Here is a 24,210-nt window from a genome sequence, read left to right as displayed (position 1 = left end):
AGCAAAGCTCGGGTGAAATGCACCGCTAGGTCGAAAAGGCGTGTCTGAAGCAAGCCGCCGGCCCGGCTCGGTGCCGCAACGCTCTAGGCGCTGCGGCTTGTTCGGGACACGCGCGTCCAGCCCTCAGGCCCGATACCACGCCGCCAGATTCCACGTAATGGTGTCCCAACCCGAGATGTCGATCATCAAATTGTTGGCGCCGGCATTGACGATATGGCGCGAGAGCAGCGGCAGGAACACGTGGGCTCCGCAGAAGATCTCGTCCACCTTCATCAGCAGCGCGGCGCGCTTGGCGGGATCGAGCTCGTTCTGCGCCGCCTTGTAGGACTTGTCGGCTTCAGGGTCGGCATAGCGCGAATTGTTGCGGCCGAGCCATTTGTTGTCCTTGGTCGCGATCTCCCAGGACACGCATTGATTCAACAATCGCTCCGGATCGGGCTGCGGCTGGGTGGTATTGTACATCTCCATGTCGGCATAGAATTTCGAATAGGTGTCGGGATTGCCGACGTCGGAGGAGAAGAATACCGAGGCGGTGACCGCTTTGATCTCGATCTCGATGCCGGCCTTCTCGCAGGCCTGCTTGATGATGGCCTGGGTCTTCTGGCGCGGGGCATTGGTCGAGGTCTGGAAGACGTATTTGAGCCTCTTGCCGTCCTTCTCGCGGATGCCGTCCGCGCCCTTCTTCCAGCCGGCTTCGTCGAGGATCTTGTTGGCCTTGTCGATGCTGAACTCGTATGTCAGCTTGGGCGACTTGAACTGCTTCGGTGCGTTGACGAAGCTCGCGGTCGCGACTGCGCCGCGGCCGTAGATGAATTTCTGGATCGCGTCGCGGTCGATCAACAGGTTGATCGCTTTGCGCACCGCCGGATCGGACAGCGTCGGATGCTTGGTCTTGGCGTTCGAACGCTCGCCGTCGACCTCGGTCCAGGGGTCGGTCGTGTTGAGGATGATGAACTCGACATTGCCGGAGGGCGTGATGTCGAGCTTGCCCTTGCCGCCCGCTTCCATGCGCTTGAGCACCTCCTCCTCCACCTGCATGTTCCAGGCAAAGTCGTATTCGCCGGTCTGCAGCACGGCGCGCGCCGCGGACACCGCATCGCCGCCGCCCTTGATCTCGAGCGTGTCGAAATGCGGCTGGTTCTTGATGTGATAGTCCGGATTGCGCTCGGCGCGGATCAAATCGCCCGGCTTGAACTCGACGAATCTGTACGGGCCGGTGCCGACCGGCTTCAGATTGCCCGGCGCTTCGCGCGACTTGGCGCCGACATAATCGCCGAAAAGATGTTTTGGCAGGATCTGGCCGACCGAACCGACGAACGGATCGGCCCAGAACGGCGTCGGCGCCTTGAAGATCACCTTGACGGCGTAGTCGTCGATCTTCTCGACCTTGATGTCCTTGTAAGAGCCGGTGGTGTAGGCCGCGGTGGCGAGGTCGCCGGCATACTGCCAGGTAAAGACGACGTCGTCGGCGGTGAAGGGCTTGCCGTCATGCCATTTGACACCCTGCTTCAGCTTCCAGACCACGCTCATGCCGTCGGCCGCGAGGCCGCCGTTGGCCTTAGTCGGGGCCTCTGCGGCAAGGCAGGGGATCAGGTTGCCCTCCTTGTCCCAGCCCGCGAGCGGTTCGAAGAAGACGCGCGAGGCGATCTGGTCCTTGGTGCCGAGCGCGAAATGCGGATTGAGCAAGGTCGGCGCCTGCCACAGCAGCATCTTGAGCGTTCCGCCGCCGCCGGCCTTGGTCGGCTTGTAGGGCAGCGTGGCTTCCGCCATCGCGACGTCGTTCCAGACCAGGATCTGGCTTGCGATCGGGGCCGCGATGCCGGCCGCGGCCACCTTCTGGATGAACGAGCGTCGCGACAGCGTGCCTTGCTTGACCTGTCCGACCAGACCCCGGATTTCATTCTCGTTCATCAGATGACCCTCCACCTCGAAGACAAATCGTCCCTGGCGGTCATCATGTTGCATCATGCGCGAGGCGGCAATGCCGGCAAAGCCGCCCTGCGACGAAATGACGATGGGGACAGCCCGCGCGGGTCACGAGCGGGATCGCCGCGCAGGCCCCTTGACGCGCCGGGCATCTAGCCGATGCTGACCACGCCGATCGCCAGGGCCGAAAGCAGCAATGCCTGGCTCAGCAGCTGCAGCGCCGTGTTCGGAAGCGCCAGCCAGCGCGAGACTCGCTCGGAGAAGGACAAATTCGTGTCGGCGAACAGCGGCTCGAAGCTGTGCCGGAAGAAATGCGGGAACCTGGCGCCGAACCCCGGGGTCAGCAGGGCGTGAAAAGTCGACATCATGGCGACGAAGATGACGGCGCCGAAGGGCTGGCCGACGAACTCGGCCGCGTCGATCAGCTTGATCAGCAGCGCGACGCCGGAATAGATCGGCACGCCCTGAAGCACAAAATAGAGTGCAAAACATTCGAGCCATTTTCGGCCGGTGAGCTTTGGCGTGGCAAGTGCGGTCATGGTCGATTGCTCCTTTGGTTCCGCTGGTGATGTCGCCAATCTCGCGCGCCGGGCGCCGCGTTGCCGTGATGCGCCTCACGCTTTGCGGCCGCCGCGAATTCGTTCCGCGTTTGCCGCCGAATGGAGAACGCGTGCCCGCCCCGAGCATGCAATATGGATTTCCATTTCATTGATTTCGGCCTACGGAGAAGCGAATACGGTTCCAGTCATTTTCGCCGTGCCATGGAGACCAAGATGTCGTTTCGCTTGCCCCTGATCCTCGCAACCTTGCTCGCCGCCTGGTCGGCAGGAAGCTCAGCCGAGACCATCAAGATCGGCGTGACGCCGGGGCCGCATGCGCAGATCCTCGAGGCGGTGAAACCGGTCGCGGCCAAGCAGGGCCTCGACATCCAGCTGCTCGAGTTCTCCGATTACGTGGTGCCGAACGCCGCGCTCGATGCCGGCGAGATCCAGGCCAATTCGTTCCAGAACCAGCCTTATCTCGACAACCAGAAGGCCGACCGCGGCTACAAGATCGAGGCCGTCGGCCTGACCGTGAACTTCCCGATCGGCGTCTACTCGAAGAAGCACAAGGCCTTCGCCGACATTCCCGAGGGCGGCAAGGTCTCGATCCCCAACGATCCGACCAATGGCGGCCGTGTGCTGCTGCTGCTGCGCGACAAGGGCGTGATCAAGCTGAAGGACGGCACCGGCTTCAAGCCGACGGTGCTCGACATCACCGAGAATCCCAAGAAGCTGAAATTCATCGAGGTCGACGCGGCGCAGGCGCCGCGCGCGCTCGACGACGTCGACGCCGCCGCGATCAACACCAATTACGCAACCCAGGCGGGTCTCGATCCGGTCAAGGATCCGATCCTGCGCGAAGACCCCAAGGGCCCCTACGTCAACCTGATCGCGGTGCGCACCGCCGACAAGGACAAGCCCTGGGTCAAGATCCTCGTCGACAGCTACCACACGCCCGAGGTGAAGGAATTCGTTCTCGCCAAGTTCAAGGGCGCGGTGCTGCCGAGCTGGTAGGCAGTCTGCCCAGCTCCAGCGCAGTCGCGGGCGATCCGGTGGGCGGCCTTGCGCATGAGCCTTGCTTATGAGCCTTGCGCAATGCCCGCTTGTCTGAAGCAGCAGTAACCGACATCATCGGGGGCCTGGCCATCCCAGCCCGACAGGGGTCGTATGAAACGCTTTGCAAATTTGAAACGCCTGGGGTTCTTCACGCGGCTGCTCGACGAGGCCCCGCCGGCGGACCGCTACCGCTTCGCGGCCGAGCAGATCGTGCGCGCCGAAAAGGCGGGGCTCGATTCCGCGTGGATCGCGCAGCATCATTTCCACGAGCGCGAGGGCGGCCTGCCGTCGCCCTTCACCTTCCTCGGCTACGTCGCAGCGCAAACCTCGCGCATCCGCCTCGGCACCGGCATCGTCACGCTGCCGCTGGAGAATGCGGTGCGGGTGGCGGAAGACGCCGCGGTGCTGGATCTCTTATGCAACGGCCGTTTCGAGCTCGGCGTCGGCACCGGCGGCAATCCGTCGGCTTTCGCCGCCTTCGGCCTCGACAGCGCCCAGCGCAACGAGATTTTCGCCCGCAATCTCGAGGTCGTCCGCACCGCTTTGGTCGGCAAGCCGCTCGATGGCGGTGACACGATCTATCCGCAGCGGCCGCAGCTGGACAAGCGGATCTGGCAGGCGACGTTCTCGGTCGCCGGCGGCGCCCGCGCCGGCAAGGCGGGCGATGGCCTGTTGCTGTCGCGCACCCAGCCGCGACCGAAGGAGGCACCGAAGGCGACGCTCGCCGAGATCCAGAACCCGGTGATCGATGCCTATCTGGAAGCGCTGCCCAAGGGGGCTGAGCCGCGCATCATGGCCTCGCGCAGCGTCTTCGTCGCCGACGACCATGCCGAAGCGATGCGGCTCGCAGACATTGGACTGCGCCGCGCGCTGCCGCAATTCATGAAGGGCGGTCACGCCAAGCCGGGCGAGACGCTGGAGGAAATGATCACGGCGTTCGACACCCATGTCGGCGACGCCGATCACGTCGTCGCCTCGCTGCGGGGCGACGCGACGCTGGAGCGGATCACCGATCTCGTCTTCCAGGTGCATTCGGTCGATGCGCCGCACGCCTGCGTCCTGCGCTCGATCGATCTGGTCGCGGAGAAGGTCGCGCCGGCGCTGGGCTGGATCCGGACGGCGCCCGACGTGGCGCTCGCAGGTTAACCGCTATGAACGCGATCGCGTGGCACGAGGCTGAATGATGGCAACACCAGATATCATCGACACGCTCGCCGGGATCGAGCCCGGCTCGGCTCTGGACGCCATCCGCGCCCGCCGCCTGCAGGCGCGCGACAATGCGCAGAAGAGTTATCTCTCGCTGTTCGAGCCGATCGACGCGAGCGAGTTTTCGCTGGCAGAACGCGCCGCGGTCGCGGCCTTCGTGACCGGGCTGCACGGCGAATCCCCCGTCGCCGCCTTCTATCGCGACAAGCTGGCCGCCAACGCGGATGGCGCGCGCCTGATCGAGGCGATCGACGGCGAGATCGCAGGGGGCAAGACCTCGGGTCCGTATGGCTCGTATCCCGCCGGTCCGCTGTCGATCGAGAACACCGCCGGCCTGATCTATCGCGTGAGCGCGGAGCGCAAGGCTGCCCTCGGTCCGCGGCTCGTCGCGGCGCTCGAACATGCGCATCTCCTGGTGTTCCGGCCGCGCGATGCCGCGTCCGCCGACATGAAGGCGCTGCTGGACGCCGGCTGGTCGGCCACCGGAATCGTCACCTTCTCCCAGCTCGTCGCGTTCCTGTCGTTCCAGCTGCGGGTCGTCAGTGGCCTGCGCACGCTCGCCGCCGCGAACGCATAAGAGGAGGGTGTTTCATGAGCGTCACCGTCAACCCGCCCGTCGTCTTCACCCAGGATGAGCTTGGCTGGGTCTCCTGGATCGATCCGTTGCCCGAGGCCGAGCTGACCGAGCGGCATTACGCTGGTCTCGTCGACCGCGCCCGCGCCAAGTCGGAATATTTCCGCCTGCTGGTGCGCGATCCCGAGGTGCTGGAAGCTCGTACCAAGACCGACAAGGACATCTTCTACAACGTCGCCGACGGCCTGCCCCGCGCCGAGCGTGAGCTCGCGGCGGCCGCGACCTCGCGCTATAACGGCTGCATCTATTGCGCCTCGGTGCATGCGCGCTTCGCCAGCACCTATTCCAAGCGCCGCGACGACGTGCAGAAGCTGCTCGATGAAGGCGTCAAGGCCGATCTCGGCGAGCGCTGGAATGCCGTGGTCAAGGCCTCCGTGGCGCTGGCCGCGACGCCGATCGCGTTCGGCCCTGACAATATCGCGGAGCTGCGCCGCGCCGGTCTCGACGATGCCGAGATCGTCGACGTCATCAACGGCGCCTCGTTCTTCAACTGGGCCAACCGGCTGATGCTGTCGCTCGGCGAGCCCTCGAAATAGGCAATATCACCGGCACAAGACTTGCTGCTTGTTTCAACACCTGAGTGGATGGAGCCGTGCATGAGCAACATCGATCGTCGTACCCTGGTGAAGGGCTCGCTTGCCGCCATGATGGCGGGCGCGGCCTTTTCGCGCGGTGCCTTCGCGCAATCCTCCGAGCCGATTCTGCTCGGCGTCAGCGGCCCCCTGACGGGACCGAACGCGCAATATGGCACGCAGTGGAAGCAGGGCTTTGATCTCGCGCTCGACGAGATCATGGCGGCCGGCGGCATCAACGGCCGCAAGCTCGCTTACCAGTTCGAGGACAGCCAGAGCGATCCGCGCCAATCGGTGGCGATCGCCCAGAAGTTCGTGTCCGATCCCCGCATCGTCATGGAGCTCGGCGATTTCTCGAGCCCCGCCTCGATGGCGGCATCCCCGATCTACCAGCGCGGCGGCCTGGTGCAGTTCGGCTTCACCAATTCGCACCCTGACTTCACCAAGGGCGGCGACTTCATGTGGAGCACCTCGGTCAGCCAGGCCGACGAGCAGCCGCTGCTGGCGGCCTATGCGGTGAAGCGCCTCGGCCTCAAGAAGCTCGCGGTGCTGCATCTCAACACCGATTGGGGCCGCACCAGCCGCGACTATTTCGTCAAAGCCGCCAAGGAATACGGCGCCGAGATCGCGGTGACCGAGGGCTATATCGCGGAAGAGCGCGACTTCCGCTCGACGCTGGTGCGCGTGCGCGACGCCAATCCCGACGGGCTGATCCTGATCTCCTATTATTCCGACGGCGCGCTGATCGCCCGTCAGGCGCGGCAGGTCGGCCTGAAGCAGGTGATGTGCGCCGCAAGCTCGGTCTACTCGCCGAAATTCATCGAGCTCGGTGGCGAGGCGGTCGAGGACGTGCATCTCGGCACGCGCTATTTCCCGCAGGATCCCAGGCCCGAGGTGAAGAAGTTCATCGCCGGCTTCAAGGCCAAGTATGGCGGGCAGGAGCCCGATGCCTTCAACGCCTATTCCTATGATGCGATGAACATGGCCGCTGCCGTCGTCAAGATCGGCGGCACCGATCGCCGCGCCGTCCGCGATGCCTTCGCCAAGGTGAAGGACGTCTCCAGCGTCATCTTCGGCCAAGCGACGTTCGACGTCGAGAGCCGCCGCGTCAAGGGCGCCATGAACGCCGAGCTCGTCGTGCGCAAGGGCCAGTTCGCGCTCTGGGACGGCAAGCCGACCTGACCTGATGGTCCGAGCATTCGCTTCGGCCCGTTCTCCCTTCAGTAGGAAAACTGCGTGTCTTCCTGGCTCGACTACACCATCAACGGGCTGATCGTCGGCAATGTCTATGCGCTCGTTGCGGTCGGGCTCGCGCTGATCTTCGGCGTCAGCCGGCTGATCAATTTCGCGCAAGGCTCGATCTATCTCGTCGGCGCCTATGTCGGCTGGGTCGCTGTAGTGCAGCTGCATACGCCGCTGCCCCTCACCATCATCGTGGTCGCGGTAGCGGCTGCGATCGTCGGGCTGATCATCGAGCGGTTCGGCCTGCGTCCGCTGCAGAACTCGGTGCGCATCGCACCGCTGCTGGCGACGATCGGCATCAGCTTCGTGCTCGATCAGCTGGTGATGCTGACCTTCTCGCCCAATCCGCGCGCGCTGCCGAGCCAGTTGCCGGATGTGCGTTTCCAGGTCGGTGGTGGCACGATCGGGCCTCTTGATCTGCTCATCGCAGGTGTCGGCCTCACCAGCGCGCTCTTGCTGTTCGTGTTCCTGCGCTACTCCAAGCTCGGCTGGGCGGTGCGCGCGGCCTCGCAGGACCGCGACGCCGCGATGCAGATGGGCGTCGACGTCAACCGCGTCAATCAAGCCGTGTTCGGCATCGCCGCCGCGCTCGGCGGCGTCTCCGGCATGCTGGTCGGCATGTACTACAACCAGATCGACACCGCGATGAGCCTGCAGGCGACGCTCAAGGGCGTCGTCGCGGAGGTCGTCGGCGGTGCCGGCAATGTACCGGGCGCGGTGATCGGCAGCCTGCTGCTCGGCCTCGTCGAGAGCTATGGCGTTGCCGTGTTCGGCACCAGCTACCGCAATCTGTTCGCGTTCCTGCTGCTCGTCGTCGTGCTCGTGCTGCGGCCGAACGGCCTGTTCGCCAGCGCGCGGCAGGCGCCGCCCGAGCCGCTCACCGGCACCTTCATCGCGCCGAGCCGTCCCGTGCGCATTCCGCGCTGGGCCCTGGCTGTTGCGGCAGCGATCTTCGCGGTCCTGCCGCTGTTCCCGGTGTCGTTCTACGTGCTTCAGACCCTGATCAACGCCTGGCTGCTCGGCATGCTCGCGCTCAGCCTGACACTGGTCGCGGGCACGATCGGCCAGGTCTCGCTTGGCCACGCCGCGCTGCTCGCGATCGGCGCCTACACCTCCGCGCTGCTGTCGCTCACGTTCTCCGTTCCCGTCGGCCTCGCGATCATCGGCGGCGGCCTGATGAGCGCTGCGCTCGGGACAGCCTTGATCTCACCCTCGTTCCGCCTGCGCGGGCACTATGTCTCGATCGCAACGCTCGCGATCGGCGAGATCGTCTCGCTGGTGATCCTGAACTGGGAGACCGTCACGCGCGGGCCGATCGGCATCTCCGGCATCCCGCCGCTGTCGCTGTTCGGCTACGATCTGATCAGCCCGACCTCGATCTACTGGTTCAGCTTCGCGGTGATGGTGGTGCTGGCGCTGCTGCAGGGCCGGTTGCTCGGCTCGCATCTCGGCCGCAGTTTCCGCGCCATCCGCGACGATGACGTCGCCGCGCGCGCCTATGGTCTCAGCCTGAACCGCTACAAGTCGCTGGCCTTCATCTTCGGCGGGTTCGCCGCCGGAATCAGCGGCGGCATTGCCGCGCATCTCTACTCCTACATCAACCACGAGACTTTCAACACGCAGCAATCGATCCTGGCGCTGACCGTCGTCATCCTCGGCGGGCTCGGCAATGTCGTCGGAGCCATTCTCGGGGCGGTTGCGTTGGTCGGCTTGCCCGAGGTGTTCCGGATCGCGGCGGAGTATCGCATCCTGATCTACGGCATCGTGCTGCTGCTGCTCGTGCGGTTCAGGCCGCAGGGCCTGCTGGGGACGATCTGATGGCGGAGCAGCACGCACCCATGCTGTCCCTGCGCGGGCTGACGCGCCGCTTCGGCGGCCTCACCGCCGTCGACGCGATCGATCTCGATCTCGCCAAAGGCGAGCTCGTCAGCATCATCGGCCCCAACGGCGCCGGCAAGACGACGCTGTTCAATCTCGTCACCGGGCTCGACCGCCCGGATGCGGGTACGGTTCACTTCGAAGGCCGGGACATCACCGGCCTGTCGCCGGAGCGGCTGGCGGCCGAGGGCATCGCGCGCACCTTCCAGCTCGGCCGCGTCTTCGGCAATCTCAACGTGATGGACAACGTCCTGATCGGCGCGCACACGCGTTTGCGTGCGGTGAAGCCGGCCGTGCCGGTGATCGGCCCGCTGCTCGAACTCGGACTGGCGCTGCTGCGGCCCGCGAGCGTCAAGGCGGAGGAAGAGCGGCTACGGGAAGAGGTGAAGGCCATTCTCGCCCGCTTCGGCGAACGGCTGGTGCCGCGCATCGACCAGCCAGCCTACAGCCTGTCCTACGCCAACCGCCGCCGCGTCGAGATCGCGCGCGCGCTCGCGTTGAAGCCGCGCCTGTTGCTGCTCGACGAGCCGACCGCCGGCATGAACCCGACCGAGACGGCGGAAATGCAGGGGCTCGTCGCCGAACTGAAGGCGGAAGGGCTGACCATCCTCCTGATCGAGCACAAGCTGGAGATGGTGATGCGCCTGTCCGACCGCGTGATCGTGATGGACGAAGGCAAGAAGATCGCGGAAGGGCCGGGCGAGCAGGTGCGGACCGATCCCAAGGTGATCGAGGCCTATCTTGGCCATGGCCTGAGCAAAGAGCAGGAGAGCGCGGCATGATGAATGCGTCGCCCGAAGCGCTGCTGGAACTGTCCAACGTCAACACGTTCTACGGCCAGGCCCAGGTGCATTTTGATCTCTCGATCACCGTCGCGCGCGGCCACATCGTCTGCCTGCTCGGCGGCAATGCCAGCGGTAAGTCGACCACGATGAAGATCATCCTGGGCCTGGTGAAGCCGCGCTCGGGCGAGGTGAGCTTCGACGGCGCCTCGCTGATCGGCCTCTCGACACCGCAGATCGTCCGCCGCGGCATTGCCTCGGTGCCGGAGGCGAGGCGATTGTTCGCGGACATGAGCGTGCGCGAGAACATCCTGATGGGCGCCTTCGTACGCAACGACCGCGATGCGGTGGCGCAGGATCTCGACAGGATGCTGACCCTGTTCCCCAAGCTCGGCCAGCGCCTGTCGCAGCGCGCCGGTTCGCTCTCCGGCGGCGAGCAGCAGATGGTCGCGATGGCGCGCGCGCTGATGAGCAGGCCGCGGATGATCGTGATGGACGAGCCGACCATGGGCCTGTCGCCGCTCTATGTCGACCGCGTGCTGGAGCTGGTCCGGACCATCAACCAGGAGGGCGTCTCGGTGTTCATGGTCGAGCAGAACGCCAGCCTCGCGCTCGAAATCGCGCACGAAGCCTATGTGCTGCAGACCGGCAGGATCGTGCTGTCGGGGCCGGCCCGCGCGCTGAAGGACGACCCCCGCATCCGCGACGCCTATCTCGGCGGCTCCGAGGCGGCCTGACGCCTCACGCCGACGCCGCGCGCACGACCGGCTCGGCCGGCAGGTCGTCGCCATTGGGATCACCGGGGGCCGTGGCCCAGGCCAGCTCCACCAGCGTCACGATCCGGCGGCCGCTGCCGTCGAGCTGAACCACGATCAGGCCCTGCTCCTCCATATAGCCGAGCAGCCGCTGCGCCCGACGCAGCGAATGCGAGCCGTAGGCGCGGGCGATCGCGGCGTCGCCGGGGCAGGGCCAGCCTTCCTTGGCGGCACGCGCGATCATCATGAACACGCCCTGCATGTCGTCGGGCAAGATCGACGCGCGCAGCGAGACGTCCTGCCAGGCGTCGTCTTCGGCCAGATCGGTGCCGAGGCCGGCGCGGGCATGGGTCAGCATGCGGCGAAATTCGTTGAGATCGGGCACTGCCGTGCCGAGGCCCTCGATGCGGCAGCGGACCACGAACTCCTGATAGAGCACGCCGATGGCGCGGAAGCCGGCGTCGGGCGCGGCGAGCACGGCCCGCAGCGTACGATCCACGCGCTCGCGCCGCTCGGCGATCTCCTCGGCACTGACCGGCGCCTCGACCACCTCAGGCTGGATCACCGGTGCGGCCGCCTTTGCGGCGCGCAGCTGCTCCAGCAGATCCGGCGCGGGCCGTCGCTGCGGCCGGCTGGCATCGGGCGGCGGCGCGGCCAGGATCACGGCGCGCATATCTTCAGTGGCCTCCGGCAGCGGCATCAGCCGCGGCGTCGAATTGCGCGGGGAGGTGTCGGTCGGGCCGATGTTCAGGCGCAGCGGACGGCGCGACAGCGCAGGTCCAAGCGCCATGAACTGGCCGCGCTCGAGGTCGCGAAAGGCTTCGGCCTGCCGCCGTTCCATGCCGAGCAGATCGGCGGCGCGCGCCATGTCGATGTCGAGGAAGGTCCGGCCCATCAGGAAGTTGGAGGCTTCCGCCGCGACGTTCTTGGCGAGCTTTGCCAGCCGTTGCGTCGCGATGATGCCGGCGAGTCCGCGCTTGCGGCCGCGGCACATCAGATTGGTCATGGCGCCGAGCGAGAGCTTTCGCGCTTCGTCCGAGACTTCGCCTGCCACCGCCGGCGCGAACAGCTGGGCCTCGTCGACGACCACGAGCATCGGATACCAATGGTCGCGGTCGACGTCGAACATCCCGCCGAGAAACGCGGCGGCGCGGCGCATCTGGTTCTCGGCGTCGAGACCTTCGAGATTGAGCACGGTGGAGACGCGATGCAGCCGCGCGCGCTCGCCGGCAACCTGAAGGCCGCGCTCGGTGTGGTCCTCGGCCTCGATCACGAGATGGCCGAAGCGTTCGGCCAGCGTGACGAAATCGCCTTCGGGGTCGATGATGGCCTGCTGCACCCAGGGCGCGCTCTGTTCCAGGAGCCGCCGCAGCAGATGCGATTTGCCGGAGCCCGAATTACCCTGCACGAGGAGGCGGGTCGCCAGCAGTTCCTCGAGGTCCATGGCGGCCGCGGCGCCCGCCGTGGTCTGCCCCATCTCGATTGCAACTGTCATGCCCGACTCAAGTCTCCGTCATTCGCGGACAGCGGCTTATCAATCCCGCCGCGACGCGTCGAGCGGCATGGCGCTGATCATGCCGCGTTGCCCACGGCGGCGTTCAGCCGTGGTTCGATTGCCGTAGAAGTGCGGGCCGATAGGGGGCTTGCGGATCGTCGTCCTCGTTCTCGGGGATGACGCATGAGCCGAATTCCTGCCTGATCCGCTCCATCTCGGCGATGCGCTCGTGCAATCGCTGCAAATGTTCCGGCGACGTTGCCCGCCAGAACCGGAACGTGTCGGCAGTGAGCGGCACGAAGGCCGTGCCGAACAGCGTCGGCTCGGGAACGACGGTGCGTCCGAGCAGCAGAAAGCGGTCGGCGCCGGAGACGACGAGGGTGGCATAGCCCCGATTTCCGATCCGCTTGATCCCGTTCAGCGACCATTCGGCGAGCTTGCTGAAATAAGGCTCCTCGCGCCAGCGATCAGGGCAATGGTCGTCGACCGTCACGTTCACTGCATCCTGGCTGAAATGCACGATGATGCCCGACTTCGCCGGGAACCAGTCGTCGTCGAGATGCCCCTGCAGCCAGGCGCAGACGAAGGAACGGCACATCTGGGGGCGGCGGTCGTAGATGGTGCAGCCGGTGCCGGTCTGCCAGTGCTTGCAGAGCTGGTTCACCGGCTTGTCGACGGCGGCCACTTCGAGAATGTCGCAGCATGCGTTGCACGATCCGCATTGCCGGGCCAGGGGCGCGGCTTTCGGCACGGCGGTCGCACGAAAGCCCTGGCCGTCGCGGACCAGCAGCTTCTGCTTCTCCAGCGTGTTCAACGCGCGCTCGACCTTGAGACGGGACAATCCGGTCGCGTCGATGAGACTCTTCATGGTTGTCGCGCCGGCCTCCACCGCGCGCACGACCTGCAACGTCGACTGATCCATCTTCGATGACTTGTTCTTTCGCCCGTCTTCTGTCGCCCATCGTCCGGCTGTCGCGGGCAGGCTTGGAACCTGCTGCCCGGAACCGGCATCCGGAAGATCTGCCCGAGGCACTTCGGCAGCTTCCGCTACGTAGGGCCAGACCTCGCATGGATGCAAATTTTTCGCAAATCGGTGACCACGGGGAAGGGCAGGGATTCGGGCAAGATGAGCCGATTCCGGGCCCTTCAGGCCGGTTCGATGACGAAGATCAAACCGACTTGGCCCCAAGCCTGCTAGCTTGGACGCATGAGCTTCCTGACCTTCTTCCTGGCGACCTATTTTCTGCTCGCCGTGCCCGGGCCGACCAACACCTTGCTCGCGACGTCGGGCGCGGCGATCGGCATTGCGCGCTCGCTTCACCTGCTTGTGGCAGAGCTCGCCGGCTATCTGCTGGCCATTGCCCTGCTGCGGCTGGCGCTCGGCCCGCTCGTCAGCGACATCCCGGTCGCGGCGCTCGTGCTGCGCGTCGCGGTCACCGTCTACATCCTCGGCCTCGCCTTCATGCTGTGGCGGGTCAACACACGCGAGCTGCGCGATGGCGCAGCAGTGACGTTCGGCCAGGTGCTGCTCGCGACGCTGCTCAACCCGAAGGCGCTCGTGTTCGCCTTCCTGCTCCTGCCGCTCGAGGCCGGGCCGCTTGAATTGTTGCCCTGGTTCGGCGTGATCGCGTTTCAGATTCTCACGGCTGGCGCTGCCTGGATCATTCTGGGCGCAACGCTCGGCCGCGGCGCCCGCCGCCTCGGCCATCCCGACCTCGTCACGCGCGCCGGCGCGGTCACGCTGGTTGCCGTGACCGGCCTCGTCTGGCTGCAAGCCTTCCTGACGGCGTGAAGCGCCAAGCGTCGCTGGAAACGGCGCGCCTACTGCGCGCCGGATCCGCCCTGAACGATCTTCTCGTTCAGCTTCTGGTCCACGGTGTCGACCGTGCGGTCGATCTCGGGATTGGGCACGCCGAGCTGATGCGAGATCAGCTTCACCAGGAGATCGACGCGCTCGATGAAGGGCGCGCCGCTTGCGACCGCACGCGCGGCCGACGACGGCTTGAGCAGGCTCTCGGCGGCCTTGGCGTATTTCGCGAACGGCACCTGGTCCTGCGGATCGGCGCCGAGGCGGCGCGCGATGGCATCGACATGGTCGTAGATCGTCTGCGAGCGCGCGAGGTCGCCGTGCACGGCATCGCGGATCGACTGCGGCTCGTTCGGCGTGATGCAGCGATAATTGCCGGTGAGCAGCATCGACCATTTCGCCAGCGGCACGAACAGCGAGTCGAACACTTTCAGCTTCACCGGCACGTCGTGGCCGTCGAGCGTCACCGCGTCGATGTCGGCCTCGAGCTCGCGCAGCAGCTTGTTGTGCTTCTCGTCGGCGAAGACCGAGGCCTTGAAATTGGTGGGCAGGCCGACATGGAGCACGTTCGCGGCTTCTTCCGGCGGACGGAACGCCTGCGGGTCGGGCGAGCACAGCGTCACCAGCCCCGGCTCGAACCGCTCCCACACCTGCGCATTGGTGTAGGCCTCTTCGAGATCCATATCGGCGAGCGCCGGGATCCGCTTCAGATAGGGCAGCGGTGGCATGTTCATGATCGACAGACACGGCAGTTTCGCCGCGGCGATCTTGACCATGAGCATGCGCACGGTGTGGTTGGTGTATTGCGGCTCCTGCATCGCAAGGCCGACCAGATCATAGCGGGAGAGTTCGACATTGGCCGGGGTCACGGCGTCGAGCTTGCCGGGCAGGTCGCGCGAGAAGATCGCCCGGTGCACCGCCTCGTCACGCAGCTTGATGCGCACCTCGGTACCTTCGCGGTTGATCAGCTCGGCGGTCTTGGCGCGGCAGACCAGGGTCACGTTGTGCCCGGCCATCAGCAGCTTCGTGCCCAGCAGCGAGCCGTAAGAAGCCCCGAGAATCAATATGTTGCGCGCCATGCTCCGTCCCTTTGACAATGTGCGTGATTTTTCAGCCCCGGCCGTCATCCGCGGGCGAGTTGCCGGCATGTAAAGCGAAGTCCGCGGAGATGGCAACTGGGATAATGCATACAAGGGTGACCGGCGGGCCTCCTGAAACGCCCGCATGCGCCCCCCAATGTGCCGAAGAATTTTGATTTACAGAATTTGGGTCCAGTCGCTCTCGCGCGCGTGACGACTTGTCATGAACACGTCACATAAGTCGTCGCCGTCATTGCGATGGATCAGCATGCCGGCGGCTTCCGTCCTCGTATTGTCAGGCAAGGCGGCAATCGGACGCATCTCACCATATCGTGCGTTCACAACGGCGGTTTACGCAGTCATGTCTGTTTGATCGACAGGTGGCGCATTTCCGGCTTGCCAGTCGCAACAAGAGACGAACGAGCCCGCATCACTGGTGCGCGGCAAATGACTTTGGATCAGCGACGGAGCTGGGACGTGACAATCGCGTTGAGCGGGCTTGGACATTGCACCGAGGCCGGCTCGTTTGGAAGCAAGACCGTTTCGCGCAGTGCCTTCGCTGCGCCGAAGACGACGCTCGAGGATCCCGGCGCATGTCTGGGGGCGCGCGGATAGCGTCGTTTGGGGGCTGGCATGGAAAGTGATCATTGGCCACACGGCTCGTGCGATGGCTGCGGTCGCAGCCTGGCGCAGTTGCGGCATCGCGCGTCCGGATTCTTTGAAAGCTTGTCGGTCGCAGAACTCGGGCGGGAGACGCACAGGCATCTGTGGGTTTCGGACTGGCTGCGGGTCGCAGACGACTACCGGACCTTCGCCAAGTTCGCCGGCGAGGATGGGACCATCCCGACCGCGCGGGAGGCGTGGCTATGTGCGTTGACGGCCTTGGAAGTCGTCAGAAGCGTGTCTTGCCCAGGCGACGTCGAAGCCGCCGATTTCGCAAACGAGGTCGATATCAGCCTGAAAGGCTTGGCTGATGACGCCGGCCCCGCGATCGAGCGCGTGACCCTCGAAGGCTTTGACGAGGCCGCGCTCACCGGATTCTTCGTCCCGGCGCTTTGCCGGGCGTCGTCCGCCCCCGCGGTTATCTGCATCGGCGACGAGGACATCACGCTGGGCTCGATGATGATCAGGCTGCTGCCGGCATCGCTCCGTCACAACATATCGCTCCTGCTCGTCGACGCCCGCCGCTCATCCGCCCGCCGCCCCTTCAAGCCGGAGCAGATGCTTCAATGCTGGCTGGAGTATCTTCAGGGGCGAGCGGATGTCGATCCGCAGCGGATCGCGATCTATGGCGAAGGGGCGGGCGCCGGGCATGCGTCCCGTCTTGCCCGCGCGGATCGCCGGCTCGCCGCCGCCGTGTGCGACGGGGGCCTATTGAGCCCGGTGATGTGCCGGGCATCACTGCGCTGGATGACCGACGTCGAGCAGGCGGCCCTTGACGCGAGCGTGCCGGTTTCGATGGTGGCCCCGCGCCAGCTCCCGTGCCCGCTGCTCATGGTGGTCGGAAGTCGCTCGATGATGCTGGAGCAGGATGCCCTCGAACTGCAATCGGCCTATCGACAGGCCGGAGCCGATTGCTCGGTGGTCGTTCCGAGCCGCATCCCGCATCCCCTCGGCGAGGTCGAGAATTTCGTCGCCGTCGACGATTTCATTTTCGAATGGCTCGACAGCAAGCTCGGAAGCGCCCCCCAGCTCGAGGACGTGACCTATCTCTAGTCGGCCGGGCTCGCTTCCCGGCGGATCACGACACGTCGATCGCCAGCAATCGCGCCGCCAGCCGGGCGTTCTTGGCGATCTTTGCCAGCGCGGTGTTCATGTCGGCCAGGGTCTTCTCGTCGAGATCGTTGAACATCGTCGAATTCAGCGCGAGCCTTCTCTTGGACAGCTGCTCGATGTCGGTGGTCGCTTTCGCGGTCAGCGACATCAGCACGAAGCGGGCGTCGTTCGCCGCCGGCCGCCGCGACAGGAAGCCGCCCTTTTCGAGGATCTTGGTCTGGTTGGTCACGAAGGCCGGATGAACGCGCAATTTGTTCGCGATGTCCGTGCCGGCGACGCCTTGCCCCTGGTCCAGCTCGGTGATCGCCATCAGGATCAGCCATTGCGGCTGGGTAATGCCGAGCAATCCGGCCCAGCTGGTGTGGATGTCATCCAGCTGCGCGTGAATTTCGACGACATTCCAGATGAAGTCCCTGATCGCCTTGTCGAGCTTCTTCTCGATCATGCCGCGTTGCCCCTCCCCGTTTGGCGTTGATCCTTTTTTTATTGGTCTTGGATCAATGTTCTATCGGGATATCGCGGGGACGTCTCCTATGTCGCGCGTCGAAAGCAGGCGACAGATACAGCATTGTTGGAATGGCTTAGCCATTTGATACTTGCATAAATCAATTAATTCAATTACGTCTCGTGCCACTCAATCTTTGCTGCTCTTGACCCTGTCGACAGACGGCGATGTGAGACCTCCAAGAAAGCCCTCGGGATGCCCCCTGGGGGCTTTTTACTTTTTCTTCAGTATCTTAGTTAGCCTTCTCGTAAGCTCTGTTGCTCGCGAGCAACATCTTCCGCCGAACTTACAATTCATTAGATCAATAAATTGAGGCGGTTGTTTTTATAAACTATACGTGAGTCACGACGGAGGGGGGGCACCTCACTGTCGTTTCAGTCCGGACCTCAGTGCGGATCTGAATTGGACGGAAATTATGAGGGTGAAGCGGTGTCCTCCGAGGAAGCCGAGCCCCCTGAATCGACCTGGAGGTTTACCTAAATGAAGTTGACGAAGTCGCTCTTTCTCGGCTCGGCTGCCGGCCTGATGGCCGTCTCCGGGGCGTTCGCAGCCGATCTTCCCGTGAAGGCCAAAGCGGTCGAATACGTGAAGATCTGCTCGCTGTACGGCGCCGGTTTCTACTACATCCCCGGCACCGACACCTGCATCAAGCTGGGTGGTTATCTGCGCGCCGAAGTCGCGTTCAACACCAACAGCAACTACGGCATCTCGAACGGTTCCCCGGCCGGCGCGCACAACCGCCTGAGCAACTACTATCAGATGCGCGCTCGTCAGGACCTCAACATCGACACGCGCACCGCGACCGAGTACGGCGTCGTGCGTACCTTCTTCGACGGCGTGTTCACCTGGACCACCGGCGGCTATCAGGGCTCCGGCTCGGCGACGGGCGGCACCGTCTACACCGGCAACCTCGGCCTCAACACCTCCGGCGCCACCCCGGCGCTCGTCGGTTCGTCGATCAACGGTACCGACGGCAACACCTCGGGCGGTTCGCTCGGCGTGTACTACGCCTTCATCCAGTTCGCCGGCTTCACCATGGGTAAGGCCGTGTCGCAGTTCGACGCGCCCTGGACCAACTATCCCGGCAACAACATCGACAGCCTCGTCGGCGGTTCCGGCACTGTCACCGGCGTCAACCAGTTCACCTACACCGCTGACTTCGGTCAGGGCGTGACGGCGGCGTTCTCGGCTGAAGACGCGACGGCTTACTATCAGGCCGGCAACGTCAACCTGACCGGCGCGACCGCTGGCAGCATGATCGGCGGCACCTACGGCACCAACGCCATCGGCGGTTCGCGTTCGCCGAACCTCGTCGGTATGGTCCGCGTCGACCAGGCCTGGGGCATGTTCCAGGCGTCGGTTGCTGCTCATGACAACCACGTTGCCTATTACGGCGCCAACGAAGCCACCGGCCACCCCGACGACAAGTGGGGCTGGGCAGTTCAGCTCGCTCTGTCGATCAAGAACATCCCGACCGGTGCGGGCGACGTGCTCAACATTTCGGGCGTCTACACCGACGGTGCGACCCGCTACAACTTCCAGAACCTGGCGGGCAGCAGCTACTCGATGTTCGGCAACTCGGGCGTTGCCTACCAGAGCGTCGGCTTCGCCTATGCTCCGGACACCGTGTTCGTCACGGGCGGCCAGCAGGAGACTGTGAAGACCTGGGGCTTCCGCGGCGCTTTCACCCATAACTGGGATCCGTACTGGAACACCGCGCTCTACGGTGCCTACGCTCAGGCCCAGTACGGCTCGACTGCCAAGACCGCGCTCTGCGGCGCTGGCGGTGCGGGCGGCGTGTTCGGCGGCCTCGCCGGTGTCACGGGTTGTAACCCTGACTTCGCCGTCGGCCAGATCGGCATCATCACCCGCTGGACCCCGGTCAAGAACCTGACGTTCTCGGGCGACCTGAACTGGACCCGCCTCGACCAGAAGTACTCGGGCACGGTTGGTTACGCCGGTGCCGGCACGACGGCCAAGCCGGCCGCCCTGTACGAGCTGAAGGATCAGGACAGCGTCACCCTGCTGCTCCGCGCTCAGCGCAACTGGTAAGATCAGTCGAAGTCTTTCGACGAGCACCCGGCGGGAAACCGCCGGGTGTTTTTTTGTGCGTGATGGTGCGAGAGATTCGGCGGCCGGTGGCCCTGGGTGAGGGCAGCGATACCCGGGACTCGGTCGCGAGCATCCCGGATGTCGCTGCGCGAAGGCGCCTGTCGCCCCACGCTCACTGTCATCGCCCGGCTTGACCGGGCGATCCAGTAGTCCGAGACGGCCGTGATTGGACCGCGAAGCCGCGGCGTCCTGGATTCACCGCTTTCGCGGGGAATGACACGGCACCTGGAGAACAAGCTGCCGCCTCACAATGACGATGTGGAGAGCGCGTCCGCATTCAGGAAGAGGCGCGGCTGCGAAAGGATCCGCAAAGCCTTATCCGAAGACTCGCCCTGAAATTGAGCGCGTCTCAGCCCTGACTCGCCATCCGCGCGCGGTCGAGATGCTCTTCGATCTTCGGGCGGTCGCGGGTGCGCTCGAAGCTGGTGCACAGCAATTCGGTTTCGTCGAGCGAGATCGGAGCGCGATACAGCCGGCACATGAATTCGGCGCTTGCGCGTCCCTTGGAGGCCGCCGGGCCGCGTTCGGCGAGAAACATGCAGTCACGGCAAACGCTGGCATCGAGCCGTTGATGGGCTGCGTCGAGGTGATTGAGCACTTCGCGGAGCGAGTCGCGCAGCCTGACGCATTCGTCATTGCCGAGCGCCCTGACGGCGTTCACCACGTGATTGATCGGGTCGTGCTGATTGAGGCACTTCTCGCCCTGCGCGGTGACGTGCAGGACGACGGAACGCTTGTCCTCCTGCGACGGCTTCCTCACCAGGAAGGACTTGCTCTCCAGCGTCTTCACGATTTGCGATGCGGTCGCTCTGGTGGCGCCGATGAAGCCGGCAAGCGCAGACGGCGTGCGCGAAAACCTGTTGGCGCGGCCGAGAAAGCGCAGCGCCATCCATTCCCGATCGCGCAATCCATGCTGGTTGCCTTCGAAATACCAAGCCCTCGCCGCTTGAACCAGCAGCTCGACGGCTTCCCGCGCCAATGGCATGAATCTACCTCGTCCCCGGAACATCATTTGCGGCGTCCCGAAGCCGCTTTGCGCAACAGTCTGCGAATCCTTCGAAGGGCATCCAACGATTGCAGCCGTCCGGCGCGCACGTCGTGTCGAGCTCAGCTTCGAATGAACGAATTGCAGCGCGCCCGATCCTGATCCGCAAGGCTCGCGTGTTCTGGAGCGAGTCACTGCGCCATTGGCATGCCAACGGCGTCGTCGCACGGGAGCCCGGTTTGCCGTCGCCAGCAGACGATGGATCGGAATAGTTCAACCGAAGCCCCTGAGTTCAAGTCACACGCAGACGTTTCTTATATTCCGTCGAAACGATGAATGAGCTTCTCAACAAAATCAAGTACAGACCCTCGCGAGCCCCAGATGTCGTTGCGTGCGAATGTAACGTTCAAGACATTCTCGCTCGGTCAGTACACATGATAGTGAATGCAATACGTTGTGCCGCGAATGAAATGCACTCGGCGCTGCGACACCTTGATTGCATGTCATCTCGATGTCTGTGTTTGGGCGCAAACTGATAGAAGCTTGTGCAGGCCGACGATGCGTATAGGCAACGTCATCCACAACTTGTGCGTGGTGTCGGAGAATCATCGAGGGAACTCACAGGAATTGCACGCGCCGGTTGTTGATCGCCGCAGGCGGCAGAGCCGACCATGCAATTGCTTCCGGCATTGCCGCGCGTTGCTCTCTCGCGCCAATGGCGGAGGCGTCACGACGAAAACCGGAGGCGGCTGTTCGGGCGCATGCGCCGGCGGCGCGGCGGCATGCGCAATCTCCTGTCGAAAACAACGCGCGGGAACGGCGCAGCGCGCATGTCGCACGCGGTCCCGGCTTCTCGGCTGCTAGTCGCCCCTGAGCATGTCCCGGAGCTCGCGGAACGGATCGGCGCCCGGGGGAGCGGAAGCGTCTTGCCGCATCGCGCCGTAGATTTTCGGAACCATGTCGACAGCCTGGTCGAGGCCCGAATCACGCCCTGCCTGGTATCCGCCCATCAGGCGAAGGTCGCGCGTATCCTCGTATTTGGCGATCATGGCGCGCAGCTTGCTCACCAATTCGCGCTCCTCGGGATCCCATACGTTATGGGCGAGGCGGGAGACCGAGGCCAGAACGTCGACAGCCGGATAGCGCGCCTGATCGGCGATGTGCCTGGACAGCACGATATGTCCATCGAGCGTGCTGCGGATGGTGTCGGCAATCGGCTCGTTGTGATCGTCGCCATCGACCAGCACGGAGAAGATCCCGGTGATGGTGCCGGAACCTTCCTCGCCGGGGCCGGCGCGCTCCAGGAGGCGCGGCAGATCGGTGAAGACCGTCGGTGCGTAGCCGCGCGCGACGGCGGGCTCTCCGGCGGCGAGCGCGACCTCGCGAGCCGCATGAGCGAAACGGGTGATCGAATCGACCATGAGCAGCACCGATTCGCCGCGGTCGCGGAAATATTCGGCGACCGCCATGGCCGTCTTCGGCGCCAGCCGCCGCATCATCGGGCTTTCGTCTCCCGTCGACACGATGGTGACGGCGCGCTGACGATCGTTGCCCAGCACGTCCTCGATGAACTCGCGCACCTCACGGCCGCGCTCGCCGACCAGGGCCAGCACGACGGTGTCGAAACCCTGGCTGCGGGCGAGCATTGCCAGCAGCGTCGACTTGCCGACGCCGGAGCCGGCAAAGATGCCGACGCGCTGGCCGGCGCAGATCGGCGCGAACAGGTCGATCACGCGCACGCCGGTGCGCAGCGGCTTGTGCACGCGTGCGCGCTTCATGGCCGAGGGCGCGTCGGCTTCGGCCGAGACGGCAAGGGAGCCCGGGGTGAGGGGGCCTTGTCCGTCGAGCGGCGCGCCGAGGGCGTTGATGACGCGGCCCTTCCAACTCGGGTCGGGCGCAAAGGACAGAGGCGGCATCCGGTAGGCGACCGAGCCGAGGCCGCCGGCGAAGTGCCGGTCGAACGGCTTGGCGACGATGCCCTCGCTGTCGATCCGCACCACCTCGCCGATCTGGGGCTTACCGGCCGAATTGACGCCGATGAGCTCGCCGAGCCTGACGAAGCGCGACAGGCCGGACACACGGAAATGCGTCGGCGCGATCTCGGAGATCGCGCCGCTGACGCTTGCCAGGGGAGTGCTCTGCTGAAGCTCCAGCAGCGCCCACTCGAGTTGCCGAAGAGCGTTCAAGGAAACCGTCCAACCTCAATCAATGCGCGTGAGCGCTTTACTTGCCGGGTTCGCCCAGCGTGCGAATGGCGTTCTGAAGCGAGCCCTCGGTGCCCTCGATCATCGAATTGGTGCCGTCGAAGGCGCGCGAGGCCGCGATCAGCTTGGTCAATTCCATCATGGGATTGGCCCCGGAGCCCTCGACATAACCCTGCTTGAAGCCATCGCGCGAGAAATCGGCGATGGCGGTCGCGGGCCGGTCCGGCGTCACGCCGGAATTGCCGTAGCGCTCGAGATTGGCGTCAGAAGGGATGTTGAACAGGCCGATGGTGCCGATCTCGTTGTTGTCCTGGGTGATCGCGCCGCTGCGCGCAATCGAGATCGGCCCGCCATTGGGATCGAGCGTGATCTGGGCGCCGCCGGAATCGACGACGGGGAAGCCGCTCACGGTCTGAAGATCGCCGTTGGGAGCGATCTGGAGGCGGCCGTCACGGGTATAGACCGTGCCGTTCGGGCCCGCGAAAGCGATCCAGCCCTGTCCGACCACGGCGACATCGAGCGGGTTGCCGCTCTCGGTGATGTTGCCCATCTCGCGCGAGATGATGTTGTCGCCGGGCGAGGAGAAGGCGACAGGGTTAGGGCCCGCCTTGGACAGCACGGTCTCGAATTTCACCACGTCGGTGCGGAACGCCGCCGTGTTCACGTTGGCGACGTTGTTGGCGATCGTCTGGAGGCGCTTTTCGAGGGCGACCTGCGCCGACAATCCCACATAGAGAGCCGATTGCATGGGCTACTTTCCGAACCGGATGGACTGAAGTTTCGCGAGCATGTTGGTGTCCATGCTGGCCGAGGATACGCCGCCGATCAGGACCAGCGCGGGATTGGTCGAATTGTCGCTCTGGGCCTGGGTCGCGTCCCACATCGCTGCGAAGCGCTGCACGAACTTGGTGACCTTGGCCGGGTCCTTGAAATCGGCGAGGTTGATCCTGTTCGTGATCATCTTGGCCTGGGCGTCGATGTTGGCTGCGCTGATGGTCGAGGGCAGGCCGAGCGCGGTCTGGACCACCTGCGTCAACGCCTTGTCAGCGAGCACCTGGTAGGCAGTCGTGACCGTGGACGCCTTGCGGGTGAAATAGAGCGCCAGCCGCAGGCCCTCGTTCTGGTCGCCGGCCTTTTGCTCCATGGTCTGCGTGACGTAATGGGTCGCCGTTCCGGTCGTGGCCTGAACGGTCTTCGTCGCGTTGCTGCCGAGCGCGGCGAAATTGAAGGCCGTGGCGAATTCGCGGTAGCGGGTGTCGGTCAGCTTGTTGGCGAAGGTGTTCTTGTTCGCGACACCCTCGGTCAACACCTTGCGCATGAACGCCTTGGCGTAGGTCATGTCGCTAAGGCCATAGGCCTTCATGGCGTAGGAATAGAGGCGATAGTCCTTCAGGAAGTCGTCGATCGTCTTGACGTTGCCGATATGGCTCAGGAAGTAATCGGTCTCGCGGCTGACATCCGGCTGCGTCGCGACCTGTGTCAGCGACTTGCCCATGTCCTTGGTCAGCCGGGTGTAGTCCGCGATGGTGGATAGCATGACACGCGCCTCTCTGGCCGCTGATGCGACGCGGCCTCAAGGTGCCGCCAATTGCTTGCGCGGGGCTGGCGGTGCGGGAAGCCAGCTTCGCGCAAGGCTCGCCGACTAGATATTCCC

At 64.8% G+C, this 24,210-nt stretch carries 22 protein-coding genes; 11 read left to right on the top strand and 11 right to left on the bottom strand.

The features are described from left to right. Window positions 1-123: 123 nt before the first annotated feature. Window positions 124-1,911, bottom strand: coding sequence for a peptide ABC transporter substrate-binding protein (locus tag ML401_RS29560; RefSeq protein WP_259216601.1), 1,788 nt, complete (start codon window positions 1,909-1,911; stop codon window positions 124-126). Between the two features lie 167 nt (window positions 1,912-2,078). Then, window positions 2,079-2,465, bottom strand: a complete 387-nt coding sequence (locus ML401_RS29555) for a hypothetical protein (protein ID WP_194404204.1) — start codon at window positions 2,463-2,465, stop codon at window positions 2,079-2,081. A gap of 222 nt (window positions 2,466-2,687) precedes the next feature. Here ML401_RS29555 and ML401_RS29550 point away from each other — a divergent pair, with 222 nt between their 5' ends. The 8 genes from ML401_RS29550 (at window position 2,688) to ML401_RS29515 (ending at window position 10,575) form a co-directional block, all read left to right on the top strand. Next, window positions 2,688-3,482: a MetQ/NlpA family ABC transporter substrate-binding protein gene (locus ML401_RS29550; protein WP_211416603.1), complete on the top strand. Its 795-nt coding sequence runs from the start codon at window positions 2,688-2,690 to the stop codon at window positions 3,480-3,482. 153 nt (window positions 3,483-3,635) lie between these two features. After that, window positions 3,636-4,670, top strand: a complete 1,035-nt coding sequence (locus tag ML401_RS29545; protein ID WP_259216603.1) for a putative FMN-dependent luciferase-like monooxygenase — start codon at window positions 3,636-3,638, stop codon at window positions 4,668-4,670. A 37-nt stretch (window positions 4,671-4,707) separates the two neighbouring features. After that, window positions 4,708-5,307: a CMD domain protein gene (locus tag ML401_RS29540; RefSeq protein ID WP_285812767.1), complete on the top strand. Its 600-nt coding sequence runs from the start codon at window positions 4,708-4,710 to the stop codon at window positions 5,305-5,307. 14 nt (window positions 5,308-5,321) lie between these two features. Continuing rightward, window positions 5,322-5,900, top strand: a complete 579-nt coding sequence (locus ML401_RS29535; protein ID WP_285807784.1) for an alkylhydroperoxidase domain protein — start codon at window positions 5,322-5,324, stop codon at window positions 5,898-5,900. Between the two features lie 60 nt (window positions 5,901-5,960). Further along, window positions 5,961-7,118 (top strand): ABC transporter substrate-binding protein, encoded by a 1,158-nt coding sequence (locus ML401_RS29530; protein WP_212067316.1) that lies wholly within the window; start codon window positions 5,961-5,963, stop codon window positions 7,116-7,118. A gap of 54 nt (window positions 7,119-7,172) precedes the next feature. Then, window positions 7,173-8,996, top strand: coding sequence for an ABC transporter permease (locus ML401_RS29525; RefSeq protein ID WP_285807783.1), 1,824 nt, complete (start codon window positions 7,173-7,175; stop codon window positions 8,994-8,996). Then, the gene (locus ML401_RS29520) at window positions 8,996-9,838 is read left to right on the top strand and encodes an ABC transporter ATP-binding protein (protein ID WP_259216614.1); all 843 of its coding nucleotides are present in this window, start codon (window positions 8,996-8,998) and stop codon (window positions 9,836-9,838) included. The genes ML401_RS29525 and ML401_RS29520 overlap by 1 nt, the downstream gene beginning before the upstream one ends. After that, window positions 9,835-10,575 (top strand): ABC transporter ATP-binding protein, encoded by a 741-nt coding sequence (locus ML401_RS29515; RefSeq protein ID WP_285807782.1) that lies wholly within the window; start codon window positions 9,835-9,837, stop codon window positions 10,573-10,575. Before ML401_RS29520 ends, ML401_RS29515 begins: the two co-directional genes overlap by 4 nt. Before the next feature lie 4 nt (window positions 10,576-10,579). Here the strand turns inward: ML401_RS29515 and ML401_RS29510 are convergent, their stop codons facing one another. After that, entirely contained in the window at window positions 10,580-12,088 is a 1,509-nt protein-coding gene (locus ML401_RS29510; RefSeq protein ID WP_285807781.1) for an ATP-binding protein, read from the bottom strand. 103 nt (window positions 12,089-12,191) lie between these two features. Continuing rightward, the gene (locus ML401_RS29505; RefSeq protein ID WP_212067311.1) at window positions 12,192-13,010 is read right to left on the bottom strand and encodes a YkgJ family cysteine cluster protein; all 819 of its coding nucleotides are present in this window, start codon (window positions 13,008-13,010) and stop codon (window positions 12,192-12,194) included. Window positions 13,011-13,295: 285 nt separating this feature from the next. On the opposite strand from ML401_RS29505, the gene ML401_RS29500 reads away from it, so the two are divergent. Then, window positions 13,296-13,880, top strand: a complete 585-nt coding sequence (locus ML401_RS29500; RefSeq protein WP_285807780.1) for a LysE family translocator — start codon at window positions 13,296-13,298, stop codon at window positions 13,878-13,880. Window positions 13,881-13,909: 29 nt separating this feature from the next. Here the strand turns inward: ML401_RS29500 and ML401_RS29495 are convergent, their stop codons facing one another. Then, on the bottom strand, window positions 13,910-14,974 hold the full coding sequence (locus ML401_RS29495) for a ketopantoate reductase family protein (RefSeq protein ID WP_285807779.1): 1,065 nt from the start codon (window positions 14,972-14,974) through the stop codon (window positions 13,910-13,912). A 177-nt stretch (window positions 14,975-15,151) separates the two neighbouring features. Continuing rightward, the gene (locus tag ML401_RS29490) at window positions 15,152-15,295 is read right to left on the bottom strand and encodes a hypothetical protein (protein ID WP_285807778.1); all 144 of its coding nucleotides are present in this window, start codon (window positions 15,293-15,295) and stop codon (window positions 15,152-15,154) included. A 312-nt stretch (window positions 15,296-15,607) separates the two neighbouring features. On the opposite strand from ML401_RS29490, the gene ML401_RS29485 reads away from it, so the two are divergent. Further along, window positions 15,608-16,690 carry an alpha/beta hydrolase gene (locus ML401_RS29485; RefSeq protein ID WP_285807777.1) on the top strand — a complete coding sequence of 361 codons (1,083 nt, stop codon included), beginning with the start codon at window positions 15,608-15,610 and terminating at the stop codon, window positions 16,688-16,690. 25 nt (window positions 16,691-16,715) lie between these two features. On the opposite strand, the gene ML401_RS29480 is transcribed toward ML401_RS29485, so the two are convergent. After that, complete coding sequence (locus tag ML401_RS29480; protein WP_194404193.1) at window positions 16,716-17,195, bottom strand: MarR family winged helix-turn-helix transcriptional regulator; 480 nt, start codon at window positions 17,193-17,195, stop codon at window positions 16,716-16,718. Between the two features lie 540 nt (window positions 17,196-17,735). Here ML401_RS29480 and ML401_RS29475 point away from each other — a divergent pair. After that, window positions 17,736-19,307 carry a porin gene (locus tag ML401_RS29475; protein WP_259216627.1) on the top strand — a complete coding sequence of 524 codons (1,572 nt, stop codon included), beginning with the start codon at window positions 17,736-17,738 and terminating at the stop codon, window positions 19,305-19,307. Window positions 19,308-19,716: 409 nt separating this feature from the next. On the opposite strand, the gene ML401_RS29470 is transcribed toward ML401_RS29475, so the two are convergent. The 4 genes from ML401_RS29470 to ML401_RS29455 all read right to left on the bottom strand — a co-directional run bounded on the left by ML401_RS29470 (window position 19,717) and on the right by ML401_RS29455 (window position 24,093). Continuing rightward, a complete protein-coding gene (locus ML401_RS29470; RefSeq protein ID WP_285807776.1) occupies window positions 19,717-20,352 on the bottom strand; it encodes a MarR family winged helix-turn-helix transcriptional regulator in 636 nt (211 codons plus the stop codon). 860 nt (window positions 20,353-21,212) lie between these two features. Next, the gene (gene fliI, locus ML401_RS29465; RefSeq protein ID WP_285807775.1) at window positions 21,213-22,538 is read right to left on the bottom strand and encodes a flagellar protein export ATPase FliI; all 1,326 of its coding nucleotides are present in this window, start codon (window positions 22,536-22,538) and stop codon (window positions 21,213-21,215) included. Window positions 22,539-22,575: 37 nt separating this feature from the next. Further along, complete coding sequence (gene flgF / locus ML401_RS29460; protein ID WP_194404189.1) at window positions 22,576-23,304, bottom strand: flagellar basal-body rod protein FlgF; 729 nt, start codon at window positions 23,302-23,304, stop codon at window positions 22,576-22,578. Window positions 23,305-23,307: 3 nt separating this feature from the next. After that, window positions 23,308-24,093 (bottom strand): DUF1217 domain-containing protein, encoded by a 786-nt coding sequence (locus ML401_RS29455; protein ID WP_194404188.1) that lies wholly within the window; start codon window positions 24,091-24,093, stop codon window positions 23,308-23,310. Window positions 24,094-24,210 lie beyond the last annotated feature (117 nt).

The sequence above is a fragment of the Bradyrhizobium sp. 62B genome (assembly GCF_030272265.2).
Classification (GTDB): Bacteria; Pseudomonadota; Alphaproteobacteria; order Rhizobiales; family Xanthobacteraceae; genus Bradyrhizobium.
Note: the sequence above shows the minus strand (reverse complement) of the source record. Positions and strands in the feature narration are given on the sequence as shown.